The following is a 17,055-nucleotide window of genomic DNA, read 5'->3' on the forward strand; positions in this document are numbered from 1 at the left end:
GCATTCGACACTTCAGAACGCTCACTCATTTTCTCCCGGACCGTTACGTGTTACTTGATAAAGTGTCAGCGTATCGATCTCGCTCGTTGTATCATGGAAGTAATCGACGGTGCGATCGAGCAGCGTGCCCGAACGAGCAAAGATGGGAGTGGCCGTTCGGACGGCCGCTTGATAAGCTGTCGTCATTGGCCGGTTATAATCGATAATATAATTCACGCCCTCACGTGCAATTGTGGAGTCCGGAAGTTCATCACGCTCGGGGAAAAAGAGAAAGGACTCCGTCATAAGGCGGATCGTCGAGTTGCGAAGGAGTTCGTGGACAGCCGGCCCCTGAGCGAGTACGAGAGGTTTGCGCAAGTCGGCTTGCCAGACGCGACTTTCTTGTTCGATAGCGGCCTGGACGGCGGTGGTGTTTGCTTCATTGATGCGCTTACCCATCCGTCCGGCATTCCGAAGTTCGGGAATGGACACGAAAATCAATTGTGCAGCAAGTGCAAGCGATGCGGCGGCAATCAGTGGCCGCATCCATAGTTCGTCTCTCCAGGCATTCAAATGAACGGCAAGCGTCAGCGCTGCGAGTGGTAGAAGGTGGATCAAGTAATACGGAAGCGTGCTCTGGAAGTAGATCGCACCTACCACTACTCCCGCCAGAGATAAAGTGACGAAAATCAACTGCTCGTTGAGCCGCTTGAAGACAAGAAGGAGAATGCTCGAAATCAGGAGCAATGGAAAGATGACAGCAAACGGCATTGCTTCGTGCGAAAGATAGTAGCCCTTCGCCCATAGTTGGTGGCTTTGGGCGGACCAGGAGAACGGATGCACGATTGGCAGATTGCTGAGATAAGAGCCAGCCTGATTGTGCTGGAAAAGCGCACCTCCGATCGAGACGTGCTGGTTCGCAGCCATATAGGCTCCAATCAACACTGCAATCGCAATTGCACCACCGCCAAGGAAGGAAAAGATACCATTCCGGGTTCGTAGAACGCCGAAATACCAAGCGGTGTAAAGTGCCGGCAAGAATAATAGCGCCAGAAGGTGCGGACTAATGGTAAGCGCCGCGAACATTGATCCCAGACCAAGCCAGAATGCAAAGAGCCTAGTTGGGCGCGCGCGTTTCGCTGACAAGGGAATACGAACGGCGAACAGTGCGACGAATGTCACAATGGCGAAACCAGTCATCATGTCATAGCGCGCGCTATGCGAGGCGAAGGTAAAGCTTGGCGTTGTCAGCAGCAATGCAAGCGATAACATTACTCCCGCGGTTGGCAGCCTCATCCGAAATCCGGCCCAGCTCATTACCACGACGGTGGTAAGGGCGAAGCACATCGTGACCGTGCGTCCAATCGTGATTGGATCGATATCCGCGGAGAGGATCAATTGTGGCAGACCATAGATGACCGCCGGGACCCATGAGGAGCCGAGGAGTAATCCCGGTGCATGTTCGAGTGTGGAACCGAGTGCAATCGGAAGCGTGAGCCGACCGTGCGCCAGAAGATTCTTCCATCCGAGCAGCATCCAGGTCTGCGTTTCATCGCCATACCACCGGTAACTGTCGGGGACTGGAAAAATATAGATTGTGCGAAGCGAGTCATAGAAAAAAACGAGCACAACCACAATGAGCACGAAGACCGCAAAGCCTTCAAGCCGAATCGGGACGGAGGGCGTGAGATTGGCGCGCTTCTTCAGTGATATTCGACCTTTCCTGTCTCTGTCATGATGGGGACGTGCCGCATCCATAGCTGCTTTTCCCACCATGCGCGGTTATTGCTATACCATTCGATGGTCTGTTCCAAACCGGCTTCGAACGACCGACCGGGTTCGATGCCAAGAATCCGTGCGGACTTTTCAGTCGAGGAGATATGTCGATCGACCTGTCCGGGCCGGTTGCCGATGTGTGAAATCAGATCCTCGGGCTTCTTAAGAATTTTGAGTACCAGTTGAGCGATGGAGAGTACATCGAGCTCGAATCCGCTACCGAGATTGAAGACTTCTCCTTTGATCGATTCGATCGGTGCATGCATTACCTTATCGATCCGCATGCAGGTATCTTCGACAAAGAGCCAATCGCGGATCGCGCCACCTGTGCCGTGCACGGTGAGCGGCTCGCCAAGTAATGCACTCGTGATGAAACGCGGCACGACTTTCTCCAGGTGCTGCTTCGGTCCAAATTGGTTGAATGGCCGAAGGATACAAGCCGGAATACCATAGCTCGCGATGTAGGAATAGACGAGGCGATCCGCGCCGGCTTTTGCACTTGCATACGGAGAGAGCGGATTTAACGGGTGTTCTTCGGTCATCGGTGCGGTGTGCGCCGTGCCGTAGACCTCGCTTGTCGAAATATGAATGAATCGATCGAGCCCTTTATGACGCGTTGCTGCGTTGGCAACCGCCTGCGTACCGAGCACGTCCGTGACATAGAAAATCTTGTTGTCGAAGATCGAACGCGCGACGTGACTTTCGGCCGCAAAATGGACAATGATATCCGATCGCGAAACCAGTTGGCTCACGAGATCGTCATTGGTCACGTTGCCGTACCAAAACTCGAACCGCTTCGATCTTTTGATCTCGTCGGGGATATTATCCGGCGAGCCAGCATACGTCAGCGCATCAAGGACGATAAGATGGTAATCGGGATACTTCCGATAGAGGTAACCCAGGAAATTGCTGCCGATGAATCCGGCGCCGCCGGTTATAAGGATTGTCTTCAAGCTTGGTTCTAAGAAGTAACGGGCAAGATGTAGCGCATCCGGGCAAATAAACAATTACCCGTTGTGTGCCAGGCACTCACTCGCTACGATGGTGTCCAGTGTAGTGTCGTAAAGCTTTCAAGCATGCCACCGCCGGCGTGCAGCCAGGAATTGATAACACGGTTTGTCGAGCCTTGGGTTTTGGTAATCAGCCCTGCGCCACCGGCATTTTGAACATATTCAAATGCGGCTCTGATCAGGGCGCGATAGACTCCGCGGCCTCGGGCTTCGCTGGCCACTGCATTCAGGGAGTCGCGCCACCAGACGAGGCCGTCGAACGGTGCCATCGGTTCGAGTGCGATATAGCCTGCAGGTTTGCCATCGAGTTCCGCAACCAAAACGCAAGCCTGATCCGATTGAGCCTTCCGCGAGAGGTTCAAAAACCACTCCCGGAACAGGACTTGCGAACGTTCGTGTGAAATTGCCGGCTCCAGAAAGAACCGGTCCTGGATCGCGTGAAAATCTCCAAAGGCATCGTAAGAGATCTGAGCTAACACAGCCTCCTCAGAGGACTGCATGGGGCGAATCGAACTCATTGGATTTGCATGCCCATCTCTGGTAATTCGCTCAAGGGCCGAACGATCAGCTCCAAGTGTGACGAGGGAATCGACCGTGTGAAATCCTTCCGCTTCAAATGCGCGAGTCAGGAATTGGTCCTTGCCGGAGACGCGGGCATCGATCAACTGGATGCCGCGAGAACGCGCGTTTGCCAGACAGGCTCCGAGCACCCTCCGCAATGCATTGGCTCGCGAATTGCTCACCAGAGATTCGCGCTCCTGAGATTCACACAGTGCATTCGCATAGTGGATTCGTCCGGCCTTTACCCCGAGAAGTTTCGAATCCCATGCAAGCTCCTCGAAGATACAGACTACCTTAAAGCCATCTCGCGCCTCGGAAATCACTTTGACACTTTCCCGATTCCAGGATTGCAGGTGGTAATTGGCCAGCGCATCACTATTCGGATGATGGAAAACATGCGCAAGCGGAAGCTCTGGATCGAGCGCCATCACCTCCCAGAGATCCTCGATGATGGCGGGACGAAGGCTGGTCGATGGCAACGTGGATTCCGGAGCGGTGATGGAGCGCGAACCGAGATCTCGCAACAGATACAACGGTCGGCCTTGCGCCTCGCGGTAAATTCGGCTGACATACTCGCCCATCAGCCCGATAACGATCAGTTGCAGAGCTCCAAAAACAAAAATTGCGATCATGACGGATGCATACCCTGGTACAGTATATACCCCGGTAAACTTCCGCGCAAGGATGTATAGGACAAACAGTACGGCAATCGCGGCGGTGATCATGCCGGAGACGGTCGCCAGTTGAAGGGGTGCAGTGCTAAAACTGGTGGCCGTGCTCAGTGCGAGCTTGATGAGCCGCCATAGAGAGTATTTCGTTTCTCCAGCGAAGCGTGCGCCATGTTCGACCGGAACGCTCGTCTCCCGATATCCAAGCCAGCTTACGAGACCGGGTAGATAGCGCGCTTGCTCGCGCATTTTGCGGAGATCGTCCGCCACCGGACGTCGCATCGCGCGGAAAATACTCGAGTTCAACGGTACCTCCGAACGCGCCACGCTATTCATCAACCAGAGGAACATCCGGCTCGAGAGGTTTTTATACCAGGAAAATTGTCGCGTTGCACGCTCGCCCCAAACGACATCGTAGCCTTCCTCGAGTTTTGCAAGTAACTTCGCGATCTCTTCAGGCTGGTCCTGAAGATCCGCGTCCATCATGATGACGATGGCTCCCTCAGCCTGATCCAGTCCCGCAGTCAGCGCGATATGATGGCCGAAATTACGCGTGAAGGAGAGCGGCCGGACATGCTGTGGGTCAAGGGTGCGAAGTTCCTGCATGATCGCCAGCGATCGATCGCGCGAGCCGTCATCCACGAGGATGATCTCGTAGGTCTTGCCGCTTATTTGGAGTGCAGCCGAGAGCCGCCGGTGCAGCTCACGTAGCACGGCTTCTTCATTATATACAGCAACGACTATCGATAATTCAGTCATCCTTCAGCCCAAAGAACGCGCCAGGGCGGCAAACATTTATGCAAAGATACGAATATGCAAAGATACGGAAAGTTATTTCGGGATATACACATAATTGGGCCGTGAGGCCTCGCTCCCAAAACGAGAGAGCATGACATTCGGCTCCAAAAGCATGCGGCCATCGAGCATATAATGGGCAATAGAATCACATGGAATACGCGGGCATTCCTCCATGATGATGGCACTGAAGCGATGGCAGGCAAAGGCCGAATCGAGATCGCGTTGCAGGCGAACAGCGGTGCTATCGTGCGTGCGGAGCACATCGATAGTGGCCAGAATGTTCGCATGAGAAGGTTTGCCCGCTAGTCGCGTGATGAACCCATGATAAGGGATATAGACATCTCCGGGCATTGCGCGAAGCTTCTGCATGAATGCATCGCCGCCCGCACGCTGGTGCGGACTGGCAATCAGCATTTTTTCCGATGACGGATTAAAATAGAACGCGGCCAATTGAAAAAGTACTGCGAGCCAGGCATACCGCTCCATTGTTGGCCAGTGGCTTTGGACTTCCTCGACTGTAATTGGCAACATTGGCACGGCGAACGCGGCGAAAGGCATCATGACATTTGCATAGCCGCCGTCATTGCCGAGGCTCATTGCGCCGGCAATAAGGCCGGCAATACTCATAAGACATAGTAGTCCGGTCGAAGAAGTCCAGCGAGACTCATAAGACTCTTGAGTCTTATAAAGACGTATCATAAGCCCGATGGCCGCCAACGATGATACGGCAAATGTCCCGAATACGTATGTGGGCAACACCTCTATCGCTCGCAGCCACGACAGATCTGAAGTTTTGGCCGACGGGATATGGAAAAGATAGTAAAAAAGCCAGCCATCCGAAGCATGATTCCACATCCAAAGCACAAGAACGGTAAGACCGACGGCAATCACCGCAAATACAGCACTCTGTTTTTTTGATTGGATCCAAAACCATACTGCCAGTGCCGGGAAGAAGAAGATGGCTTGCTGCTTTGTTAGAAACGCGAGCGCGAGCAGCAGCCCACTGAGGCTAGCGCCAGCAAGGCCGTCCAATTTGATTGCCACCGCCGCCGAACCCACGAGAAGCAGCGTGAAGAACGCGTCGTTGCGGGCAATGTCGAAATAGAATCCTGTCGCATGATAGGTTGCAAGATACAATGCGAACGTCAAAAGTGCAAGGGCAGGTCTTTGGGTGATTCGGCTAACGATCCATCCCAGAAGCCCTGCCGTCACCAGCGTCGAACCGAAGGATACAACTCGTCCGGCGAAAAATCCAACGCCAACGATCTTCATTGCTCCGGCAACGATGTAGTAGTACAGGGGCGGGTAGAGCCATGGGACGAAATCGATCGTGGGTGCAGAATAGAGTGGCAAGCCGTCAAGGATCCGCATCGAGTGGTCCATCATCGCGCCTTCCATCCACTCCACCTCATATGGATATGCAAGCCGAAGATAGGCGAGCAACACAATCAGCGCGACAAATCCGCACGCCGCAACTGCTACCAGCCACTTTGTCGCGCGCATCATTTCTTCCGAAGCACTATGAAGAGTGATACTCCAAATGGTGGATGAAACCACAGCGCTTTGCTCGGCTCGACAAAGAGCTTCATCATCAACGCATTCACTCGTGGCGAGGGAATCTTGTCTTCAGCGCGCGATGTGAGCCGGACAAGTCGCGCCACTTTCCGATACAGCCAGATGGCCGGAAATGCGAATACATTAATATAATCGAGATAGACGACCTCGTATGGTGCCGGACGTAGCTGGGCTTGCACGCGATCTCTGAATTTCCGTTTCGTGTAGCGCCGGAAGTGTCCTAGCGAGACGTCCCAATCGCTCCACAAGCTCATAAACGCCGGCACATTGATGATGAGAAGGCCGCCCGGTTTTGTTATCCGCAACATTTCCGCGAACGCTCGCGCATCTTCTTCGACATGTTCCAGGACATCGAGAGCGATCGTGACCGCACAACTTTCATCGCGCAGAGGTAAGTCAAGAATAGAGCCTTCGAGCAAGTCGGTCCCTTTTCGCTCGCGCGCGAGCCTCCGACCCTCAGCAGAGTACTCGATTCCAATAACAGAAATTCCTTTGTGTTCGTACATGCCGCCTAGTTCCCGCACTAACTCTCCGGTGCCGGCACCAGCATCCAGAATGCGGTCGCCAGCATCAAGATGTGCGGCGCGTTCGATCCACCAGCGCACGAGCAGACGCTTGCCTTTATAAAACCAATGTTCGCGCTCGACTCTTTCGAGGGCGTCGTATTCGGCGATCTGCAATGTGCTATGTGCTAAGTAAAGTGTGCTGAGCTACAACGCCCGGGACCAGCTCGCTCGAGGTCGTGATAATCTCGTTAATGACGTAGTGCGGCCGCTGCTTCACTTCGTCGTATATGCGGCCGAGATACTCGCCGAGAATCCCAATGGAAATCAACTGAATGCCACCGAGCAAAAGAATGGCAACCGTTGGAGTGGTGAAACCGGGAACGACATCGATATGAAATACGCGTAGGATCAGTAAGTACAGGGCGTAAGCGATCGAGAAAATACTGACAATGAACCCAAGCGTCCAGATCGCTCGCAACGGTTTCAGGCTAAAGCTGAAGATCGCATCGAAGGCATATCGCACAAGTCGGCCAAAGGTCTGTTTGGGCTCACCCGAGGCACGCTTTTCGCGGTCGTAAATCACATCGGCTTGCTCATACCCGACCCAGGAGCGAAGTCCCGGGAAGAACCGGTTGCGCTCACGCAATCGTATCATTTCATTTGCGACCCGTCGATCGATCAATCCGAAGACGCCACTGCCCGTTTCCATTTTGAGATCACTCACGCGTGCGAGCATCGAATGGAATAGCTTGAAGAGCATCCCCTTGAGTCCCCGCTCGGCACGCGACCGTCGCTTGGCCACGACAACCTTGGGTCCGCGGAGCCAGGTTCGGACCAGATCAGGAATCAGTTCGGGGGGATCCTGCAAGTCCCCATCCATAATAATAATGGCATCGCCATGCGCATACTCGAGACCGGCCTGGATTGCCGGCTGATGTCCGAAATTTCGAGAGAGATCGATCACTGCGAGCCGGGGATCCTTCGTGGCATATCCGCGAAGGATTTCCAATGTCCGATCATGCGAACCATCATTTACAATGACCCACTCACCAGCAAGGCCAGTGGATGTTTCGAGTCCGTTCAGAACCCGCGTCATTCGGTCGAAGAGTTCGCTCAGGAGCGATTCTTCGTTGTAGATCGGCATCACAATCGAAACAGTGCGGCTTGGCATCGGCCTTCAGGATTTGGTGCGGAGTGGAGTAGGGCTCACTCAATACTCCTTAATTATGAATTACAACTCTATATAAAGTAAAAGCGCCGATCTTCGTTTCAGCATAATAATTTGAATCGAGCCACGCGCCAAGTTCGCGGAAGTCCTCTCGAAGAATCTCATGGCCCAGTCGGCCACCATAGTACTGACGGAATGCTTCCGGCGCATCGCAAACGATGAAGTACTTTGGGTGCTTCTGACGCATATCGGCCAGATACTCACGCCGCCATCGCTGTTGAAACGGCATGAGCGTATCATTGCCCCGCATCGCCAGCGCATGAATCGTCTGGAAACGGCTTGCGCTCGTTAGCCGAGCATGGTATTGCGGATAGCTGTATGGGCCAAACATTTGCACCGTGTCGCCGGGCTTTGTGCGGGATATCAGGTATTGGCTACACGCCAGTTGGGCCGGATAGCCGAATTCCTTCGAGGGTTCATATTGTGCATACGAATCATCGAATGATCTGATTTCGCCTTGCGCGATCCCGATAAGAACGTGCTGGACAGTATTACCACGAAGGGTTTGGAAAACAAAGAAAAGTACGACTCCTGCCGTCAGAGTCTGCTTTGCCCATGCGTTCCATTTTGTCCACTCTATCACTCTCGTCCAGCCAATGGCGGACAATAGGATGAATAGCGTCATCGCCGGATGGTAATGGTAGACGCTGTGACGGTATAGCAGGATCAGCGAAATAAGGCTAGCCGCGAATAGGCCGGTCCATACATACAAAGCCGGTCGGTTCGTTTTCCAGAGATAATGAGAGCCGGATGCCACTGCGAATGATGAAATCGCGTAAAAGCGGACGGGCTGCCAGAAGTCAAATGATGTTCCGGTGCCGCCGTAGACCCTCATATTGAAAAGGAAAGTGGCTTCCCAAAAATCGCGGAGCCCGCCGAGTGGCAAATAGACAAGAAGAAACAAAACAAAAGGAAGCGCCGCCCCGATAATTACAAGTAGCGCACTTCGGAGCCGCGTGCCCGAAGGCTCGCGCAGAAAAGCCATGAGAAAGACCGGTGCATACAAACCGTATGTCGGGCGAAGGAGAAGGGTCGAGCCAGCCAGGAGTCCAATCCAGAAACGATGTCCCTTCGGCTCGCAGAGCCAAAGAGAGAATGCTGCTAGCAGTAAGATGGTGACATAGGTATCGCGCTCGCCAGCCATCCATAATCCCTGTTGCACATAATAGAGCGCCCCAAGGATGGCGGCCAGCGCTCCGGCGCGCGAATCGAGCAAGAACGTGCCTATCTTATAGAGTAGGGCACTGCCTATCAATTGAATCAGAATGTCGAAGGCATGAAAGGCGAGTTGAGAGTGACCGCTCGTTACAATTTGGAATGCATGGATGAGCACGATGCCCGGATAATTTTGGTCCCACGATCCGATATAGGGGAGATGGCCATGCAAGAGCAGGTCCCCCATATAGGCATATAGCGCGTTATCGTTATTGAAGGGATAGGTGAGCGTGACGGAAAAGATTATCCCGCAGAGAATCAGCGACAGCGCGAATTGGCGGGAACGGGTGGCGGGCAAGGTCTTTTGATTGGTGGCCCCAGTGCTAAGTCCGAAATTGCCAAAAGTGTTTCTTGGAGTCCGTCCACTTGAGGTCACCCGGTGCAGTCTGAATACTGCCTTATTGTTTTTCGCGTATAGTTACCGATAGCAGGATCGAAGTCAGCAGGACCGCAGTGACCACCGCAAGCGCCAGGGTATTCGTGATGAGTAGATTAGGCCATACCGCCGGCAAGAGCATCTTGATCCCGATGAACCAGAGTATCACTCCAACGCCCTGCTTAACAAAACGAAACGCTTCATGGACACGGACGAGTAAGAAATACATCGAACGGAGCCCAAGCACCGCGAGCATATTCGAAGCATAGATAATGAACGGATCGCGGGTCACCGAAAAAATCGCCGGGATGCTATCGACAGCAAAGATGATGTCCATCACTTCGATCACGGCTAAGACCAGGAACAAGGGCGTGGCGATCAGACGCGTACGATGGCGAATCTCCGCGCGAACAAAGAAGCGGGTCCCGTGAAAATCCGGAGCGATCTTGATCATCTTTGAGACGAGCCGGATCGTCCGGCTCGTCGCTGGATCGAACTCGTGCGAGGAACCGCGGAGCATCACAAACCCGCTGTACAAAACGATAGCGCCAAAGGCGTACATCAGCCAGTCGAATTCATCGACAAGAGCCACGCCGACGAAGATGAGCACGCCTCGCAGGACGAGCACTCCGATTATTCCATAATTCAGCGCGCGCCGCTGGGCCGATGCGCTCACGCCGAAATGCGTGAAGAGCATCAAGAAGATGAAGAGGTTATCGAACGAAAGCGACTTTTCGAGTAAATAACCGGTGACGAATGCTTCAGCTTGGTTCGGACCGGCATAATAATAGATGCCGATGGCGACAAGCAGAGAAAGGCCGATCCAGAACAGACTCCATGCGAGTGCTTTTTGGAAGCTCATGGTGCGCTTCAACAGAAGCACATGAGGATTGGTAGCAACCATTTTTCGGTGCGCGTCCAGATTCCACTCTGCGCCACCATTCTTGATTGTAGCAGCAATGATCCGATCGTGTGAAGATTACTCGCACCATGTGTTACAACTCGAATTGGCTATCCGGCACGCAATTTTTTTGGCCGAAAAATCCCCAATTTCTTGCGTATTGGATTTAAATGTCCTATATTCGTAGGCATGGATTCGAGCAGGAATCCCATTGGCCGCACGGCCGGATCTTCCCGAAAGAGAAGAATCTGGTCAATTCGGTTGAAATTCGCCGATTTCTGCACTTTTCTATACGGCATCAGGTCTATTCTTGATGCCGATCGGGTGGATCAATCCGCCCACAAGTTTTTCTTTTACTGCTATTGCGCGGCTTGCGAGCGCAATAGTAAACCACCCTGCAGTTTGGGGGCCGAGACGGTTCGTATTCGGACTTCGCGCTGCAGGATTGGTTGAAGTTTATCAACCGCTTGCGATTGCAATTTTTTTAATTTCAAGGAGACGTTAGTATGAAATCACGCCGTTCGTGGTTAATGGGCTTAGCTCTTGGAGTAGCTCTCAGCTTTGGGGCGCCCTCGCTCTATGCACAGACTTCAGTTTTGGGAAGTGGCCCTCGACTCATCTCGTATCAGGGCCTGATGGTGAATACCGCCGATGGACAGGCTGTAACAGGACAGCACGTGGTAAAAGTAGATTACTACGATGCTTCATCTGCAGGCAATTTGCTCGGTTCAGAGACTTTTAAGTCTGTGACGTTTACTGCGGGAGTTTTCGATCTAACACTAGGCTCGGGATTCGTGCCACCGCAGTTTCCTGCGTCCATGAGATTCAATGCCCCATACTGGATTCAGATAACCTATGATCCAGGTGCGACCGACGAGAAGGTGTTTGATAGACAGGAGATGCTTTCCGCTCCATACGCTTTGAATGCAGAGCGCGCGAACGGTCTTGATGTCTTCGATCATCCAGTTGCTGGTGCCTTGTGGCCCGTGCCGTTGGATGCCTCTGGCCGTATCGATACGTCGATCCTGCCGGTACCGACTGCCGCAATTCAGACGCTGAATAGTGTCGGACCGGATGCCGGTGGAAATGTTCTGTTGACCGCGGGTCAGGGAATTTCGCTTACGCCGGACGCAAGCACTCATTCAATCATGATCTCCGGCCCGAACTCGGGTGGTATTGATACCATCACCGCAGGACCAGGCATCACCACGATTCCTGGCAACGGTATTGGAACGAACGTTACTGTCGAGATTGGCCCTGGCCAGATCACGAACCAGATGTTTGGACCGGGCGCAATCACCGGTAACAAAATTTCGCAGATCGCTGGTCTCGGACTCATCCAAGACAATGCCGGGCTGCTGGACGTAAACGTCGATAACTCGACGCTGACCATTTCGAACAATCAGGTTATGATTGCTCCTGGTGGCGTTGGCACGGCTCAGATCGCGAACGGCGCGGTCAACTTGAACAACCCGAACAGCAAAGTCAACGGCATCCTGCCGGTTCCGAATGGCGGTACGGGCGTTGGCGCGCTTGCGGCGAACGCACTCGTCCTCGGCAATGGCACCAGCGCTGTCAGCACACTGGCGGCTGGCGCGAACGGGACGGTTCTGACTTCGAATGGCACAACTCCAAGCTATGCGTTACTCACAACGGGTGTGACGTTACTTGGCAATGGTACGACCACGCCATTCAACATTAACCTTGCGAACGCCAATACATGGACGGCTTCGCAGACCTTCGCGCAAGGCTTTGCGCTCGGCTCTGTCAACACCGGTCCATTCATTAGCTTCACGGCTGCTCCTTCCGCGAACCGGCTCTATACATTCCCGGATGCCGGTGCGAATTCGAGCGTTATCCTGAACATGTCCACCGGCGGTCAGTCGATCGGAACGACTGGCGCTGCATCGAGTCTGACGATCAACTCGAATGGCAACAGCCAGACGAATCCGGCTCTGACGGTTACCGGCACAACGACGCATAACGGCGCCGTGAACCTGGCTGGTACGACGAGCCCCCTCATGCTGAACGGGGCTTCCAGTGCTGTTGGTCAACTTATGGTTGGCAATGGTGCGAACACACCGACGTGGCTCGCTCAGGGCGCTGCCGGTCAGGTACTGGTCAGTGCGGGTGCGGGCGTTGCTCCGACCTGGACGGGTTTGACCTTCAACAATATTCTCAGTGGTGTGAATACCGGTCAGTTGCTTCAGGTGGGCAATGGCTCCGTGCTGACACCAATTGGGACGGGCATCATCAATGCCAATCAGGTGAGCGGCGTCAGCTTCGGCTCGCTGACCCCAGCGAGCGGCAACATCATCGTTGCCAACGGCACATCCTGGAATTCTGTCGTTCTCTCCGGCGATGCAACGATTGCATCGAATGGCGTTCTGACTTTGGCGAACACTGCGCAGGCCCGTACCGACATCGGACTTGGCTCAGCTAATACGCCGACATTCGCAGGCTTGACGCTTACAGCTCCGCTGACCGTCGGCAATGGCGGCACGGGCGTAAATACCTTCGCGGCGGGAGTCATCCACTCCACTGGTGGTACAAACGCTCTTACTTCCAGTCAGGTTAATCTGACGACGGAAGTAACCGGAACACTCCCAGCGGCGAATGGCGGTACCGGAAATAACGCGTACAACGTTGGTGATGTACTTTACGCGAACGGTGCCACGTCGCTAACCCGCCTGGCAATCGGTGGGAACAACACGATCCTGATGTCCAACGGCACCGCGCCATCATGGACCACAGCGAGCGGCCTGTTTATCCAAAACCAATCGACAACACCTGGCACGCAGCAAGTCGGTAACTTCAATGTTTCCGGTGCAGGCATCATTGGCGGTGCATTGACCGCTGGCAGTATCATCGATAACGGCACTCTCAATCTGGCAGGTGCGGCAAGCTCGCTGCAAGTTGCCGGAAATGCTGGATTGGCCAACCAAGCCCTCTTCAGTCAGGGTCCTGGTCTGCCGCCAGTGTGGCAGAGCTTGGCGACGAACATTCTTCCGCCAACCTCGGTCAATCAGACGCTTCGCGCCACGACAATGTCGCCGCCCACCTGGGGACCGGCCACGAACTTCACGAATGATGGCACGAACCTGACTTCGACGGGTAACCTTAACTTTACCGGTTCGGGCTCTGTCGCAGTCAATGGCACGGGCAGTGTCAGCACGCTCTCGGGTAATATCTCGACAGCCACTGGCGCACTTGCTACCGGCAACAGCACTGCGGCTGGTCGCGTCATATTCGGTGATGGTGCCTCGGCAAACCTTGGAAACGTTACGATCAACCCATTGGCTGCTAATCGGTCATATACATTGATCGACCCGGGTGCCAATGCCAACTTTATCCTTAGCACATCGCCGGCTGGTCAGACAATCGGCAACGGCCTGACCGTCAATGGTGGATTCGCTGCCAACGGCGGATCGACGCTCAGTGGTGGTGCTACGGTAAACGGATTGCTGACTGCTAATAACGGCGCGTCTGTTTTCACGGGCATCAACAATAACGGCGGCGGCATGACCAACGCTGGCGCGATTTCCGGTGCGACGACGATCACGGCATCGGGCCTGATCAACGGCGGGTCGTTCCAGAACACAGGAGGGACATTCACCGCGAGCGGCACAGGCGCGATCACTGCGACGAGCCTCAACGCGGGTGCGGGCCTCATCACGACGAGCGGTAACATTACGACCACCGGCACGGGGACGATCACGGCCGCCAATGGTCTGACCGTCTCTGCGGGCGGAGCAAACATTACGGGACCGCTGACACTCAGCAGCACAAGTCCGGTTGTATTGCCAGTCGCAAATGGCGGTCCGGGAACGGCCGGTCAGGTGTTTGTCAGCAACGCGGCCGGTGTGGCCCCGAGTTGGACAACAGCCCTGACGGTGGCGACTATACCGTTTAGCAACATCACAAGTGGCATCAATACTGGCCAGACATTGCAGGTTGGTACTGGTTCAACCTTGAACTTCACCGGCACTGGCACGATCAACGCTTCGACATTGCTCGGCAATACCTGGGCAAGTCCACAAGCGATTGGTACTGGTACAGCCGCTGCTGGTACGTTCACCAACTTGACCACGACGACGGGTGGGCTTAATCTAAACAATAACGGTATCACCAATACCGGTTCGATTGCTGGTGCGACCACGATCACGGCAAATGGTCTGATCACGACGAGTGGTAACATCACGACGACCGGTACGGGCACGATCACATCGGCTGGTCTGCTGACGGCGAGTAACGGCTTGAGCGTCACCACAGGAGGCGCCACGATCAATGGTGCACTCATCGCCAATTCAGGTGCGACCATCTCTGGCGGCCTCAGCATGAACGGCAGCGCGATCACAAACGCGTCGTCGATCACGGCAACCGGCCTCATCAATGGCGGCTCGTTCCAGAATACGGGCGCGAGCTTTACGGCAAGCGGTGCTGGTGCGGTGACTGCCACGAGCCTTAATGCGGGTTCCGGCACGATTGTAACAACGGGCCTTGTCAATGGCGGTTCGTTCCAGAATGCCGGCAACAGCTTTAATGTGACCGGTGCTGGCGCAATCACTGCTGCGAGCCTGAACGCGGGTTCTGGTTCGATAACGACAACCGGCAACGTGAGCGGCGGTTCGCTCACTGCGACTACGGGTGGTGCGAATATTACCGGTGGCCTGACACTGACGGGTACCGGCGCACTCAATACATCTGGCAGCGCTGGCAGTGCGGGTCAGGTTCTGATCAGCAACGGTGGCGGTGCGGCTCCGAGTTGGACCAGCACGCTCACTGTAGCGACAATCCCCTGGAATAACGTGACCTCCGGCACGAATGCAAACGCACTCCTAGTGAGTGGGTCATTGGCGCCGACAGGTGCGGGTACGATCACGGCGAACCAATTTGTCGGCACCGGCTCCACGACCAACGCAGTCGATCTCGGCACTGGTGAAGTTGCGGGTACGCTTGCTGTCGGCAACGGCGGTACGGGTGCGACGACTCTCACGACGAACGGCGTATTGCTTGGCAATGGCACGAGCCCTGTCACAGCGACGGCGGCTGGCGTGCAGTATAACGTGCTTTCGGTAAATGCCTCGGGTGTTCCGACCTTCACGCAGGTTGCCTTGAATCAGAGTGCTGCCGTGACGGGTGCACTTGGAGTCACCAACGGTGGTACGGGCTTGAGTGTTGCACCGGCAAATGGTGCATTGCTTTATGGCTCGGGTGTCAACCCGATCAACACGCTGCCAATCGGAGCAAATGGTACATTCCTGACTTCTAATGGCACGGCACCTTCCTGGACAAGTGGCGCGGCGAACTTCATCGTCAATGGCACTTCGCTGCAATCTCCGGCAAACTTCAATATCAGCGGCAATGGCACAGCTGGCACGTTTACCACAACTGCTGCAGGTTCGAGCTTCGCGGGCAATTCGGTTGGAACACCGACGCTTTCGCTCTCGAATAGTGCGGTCGGTGGTAGTGCGTTGACAGTAACGGCTGGCACAGCAAGCTTGCTAAACACGACGATTCTTGGTGCGGCGAACATCAATACGTCGGGTAATGCGGCTACGAACATCGGTACTGGTACCTACACTGGAACCACATCGATCGGCAATTCGGGTTCGACGAACACGATTGCTGGCTCGACGGGGATCACAGGACCGACGACCATCAACACGACGGGAGCCAATACCACCCAGATTGGGAATACCGGCGGCGGCACCACGCTGATGGCTGGAACGGTTACGCATAATTCTGGCAACGTCCAGTTTGCAACGACATCCGGCAACTTCAGTGCAGGTAACAATGGCGGTTCGACCACCTTGTCTGGAAACAGTGTGACCGTTAATGGCAACACGAGCTTTACAAACAATGTGGGGGTTGGTGGTACGTTCACAGCATCGACGACTGCTGACGTTACCAGCACCTTGCATGCTCATGCTGCCTTCACAGCCGATGGCAATTCGAGCCTTGGCACCGGTGGTGGCGCAACGACTAACACCATTGGAAGCTCCAGTTCAACGAACACCTTGAATGGTGCGACAACGGCCGTCACGACGGCGACAACGGCTGCATTGACGGTGCAAAACGCACAGTCAACTGTATCGCCGTATACCGCAGACAATGGCAAGTATGCGCTTAGCGTCCTTGGTGGTATGGAAGCGGCCTCAACCCAGGCTGATGGTAACGGCCAGGCCGCTGCAACGTCACAGCGTTTCTGGGCTGATACTTACACGCTGACGGGCCCTAATCAAGCGGCTTCTTCCTTCACGATCTACAATAGCCTGGTCTCCTCGACCAGCACTGTTTTGATTACCGTGGAAGGCAGTACCGCCACGACACAGGGACTTGTGACAATCAACGGTCTCGCCGGTGGACAGTTTACTGTCAACACCACTGCTGCGACGTTCGGCAGCGTGACAAAGGTCCACTACTGCGTAATCAACCATTAATTCCGCAAAGGGGTCTGCC

The 17,055-nt window shown here is 54.6% G+C and carries 9 protein-coding genes; 1 reads left to right on the forward strand and 8 read right to left on the reverse strand.

Annotation, left to right across the window (positions count from 1 at the left end; genetic code table 11):
- Positions 1–21: 21 nt before the first annotated feature.
- The 8 genes from Q8902_07670 to Q8902_07705 all read right to left on the reverse strand — a co-directional run bounded on the left by Q8902_07670 (position 22) and on the right by Q8902_07705 (position 10,554).
- Complete coding sequence (locus Q8902_07670; GenBank protein ID MDP4199433.1) at positions 22–1,755, reverse strand: hypothetical protein; 1,734 nt, start codon at positions 1,753–1,755, stop codon at positions 22–24.
- Positions 1,683–2,708: a GDP-mannose 4,6-dehydratase gene (locus Q8902_07675; protein MDP4199434.1), complete on the reverse strand. Its 1,026-nt coding sequence runs from the start codon at positions 2,706–2,708 to the stop codon at positions 1,683–1,685. Before Q8902_07675 ends, Q8902_07670 begins: the two co-directional genes overlap by 73 nt.
- Positions 2,709–2,791: 83 nt before the next feature.
- Complete coding sequence (locus tag Q8902_07680; protein MDP4199435.1) at positions 2,792–4,753, reverse strand: GNAT family N-acetyltransferase; 1,962 nt, start codon at positions 4,751–4,753, stop codon at positions 2,792–2,794.
- A gap of 72 nt (positions 4,754–4,825) precedes the next feature.
- Complete coding sequence (locus tag Q8902_07685; GenBank protein MDP4199436.1) at positions 4,826–6,298, reverse strand: glycosyltransferase family 39 protein; 1,473 nt, start codon at positions 6,296–6,298, stop codon at positions 4,826–4,828.
- Positions 6,295–7,047 carry a class I SAM-dependent methyltransferase gene (locus Q8902_07690; GenBank protein MDP4199437.1) on the reverse strand — a complete coding sequence of 251 codons (753 nt, stop codon included), beginning with the start codon at positions 7,045–7,047 and terminating at the stop codon, positions 6,295–6,297. The genes Q8902_07685 and Q8902_07690 overlap by 4 nt, the downstream gene beginning before the upstream one ends.
- A 4-nt stretch (positions 7,048–7,051) precedes the next feature.
- On the reverse strand, positions 7,052–8,044 hold the full coding sequence (locus Q8902_07695) for a glycosyltransferase family 2 protein (GenBank protein MDP4199438.1): 993 nt from the start codon (positions 8,042–8,044) through the stop codon (positions 7,052–7,054).
- Positions 8,045–8,093: 49 nt separating this feature from the next.
- Positions 8,094–9,614 carry a glycosyltransferase family 39 protein gene (locus Q8902_07700; protein ID MDP4199439.1) on the reverse strand — a complete coding sequence of 507 codons (1,521 nt, stop codon included), beginning with the start codon at positions 9,612–9,614 and terminating at the stop codon, positions 8,094–8,096.
- A gap of 100 nt (positions 9,615–9,714) precedes the next feature.
- A complete protein-coding gene (locus Q8902_07705) occupies positions 9,715–10,554 on the reverse strand; it encodes a TerC/Alx family metal homeostasis membrane protein (protein ID MDP4199440.1) in 840 nt (279 codons plus the stop codon).
- Between the two features lie 545 nt (positions 10,555–11,099).
- Between Q8902_07705 and Q8902_07710 the strand changes: the two genes are divergently transcribed.
- Positions 11,100–17,036 carry a hypothetical protein gene (locus Q8902_07710; GenBank protein MDP4199441.1) on the forward strand — a complete coding sequence of 1,979 codons (5,937 nt, stop codon included), beginning with the start codon at positions 11,100–11,102 and terminating at the stop codon, positions 17,034–17,036.
- Positions 17,037–17,055: the final 19 nt, after the last annotated feature.

The organism is Bacteroidota bacterium (assembly GCA_030706745.1).
In the GTDB taxonomy this organism is placed as follows: Bacteria; Bacteroidota; Ignavibacteria; order Palsa-1295; family Palsa-1295; genus PALSA-1295.

What these genes read in the sequence shown, in the direction of transcription:
- Q8902_07670 (MDP4199433.1), bottom strand. Translation starts at nt 1,755, where the DNA reads ATGGTGGGAAAAGCAGCTATGGATGCGGCACGTCCCCATCATGACAGA.
- Q8902_07680 (MDP4199435.1), bottom strand. Translation starts at nt 4,753, where the DNA reads ATGACTGAATTATCGATAGTCGTTGCTGTATATAATGAAGAAGCCGTG.
- Q8902_07685 (MDP4199436.1), bottom strand. Translation starts at nt 6,298, where the DNA reads ATGATGCGCGCGACAAAGTGGCTGGTAGCAGTTGCGGCGTGCGGATTT.
- Q8902_07695 (MDP4199438.1), bottom strand. Translation starts at nt 8,044, where the DNA reads ATGCCAAGCCGCACTGTTTCGATTGTGATGCCGATCTACAACGAAGAA.
- Q8902_07705 (MDP4199440.1), bottom strand. Translation starts at nt 10,554, where the DNA reads ATGAGCTTCCAAAAAGCACTCGCATGGAGTCTGTTCTGGATCGGCCTT.
- Q8902_07710 (MDP4199441.1), top strand. Translation starts at nt 11,100, where the DNA reads ATGAAATCACGCCGTTCGTGGTTAATGGGCTTAGCTCTTGGAGTAGCT.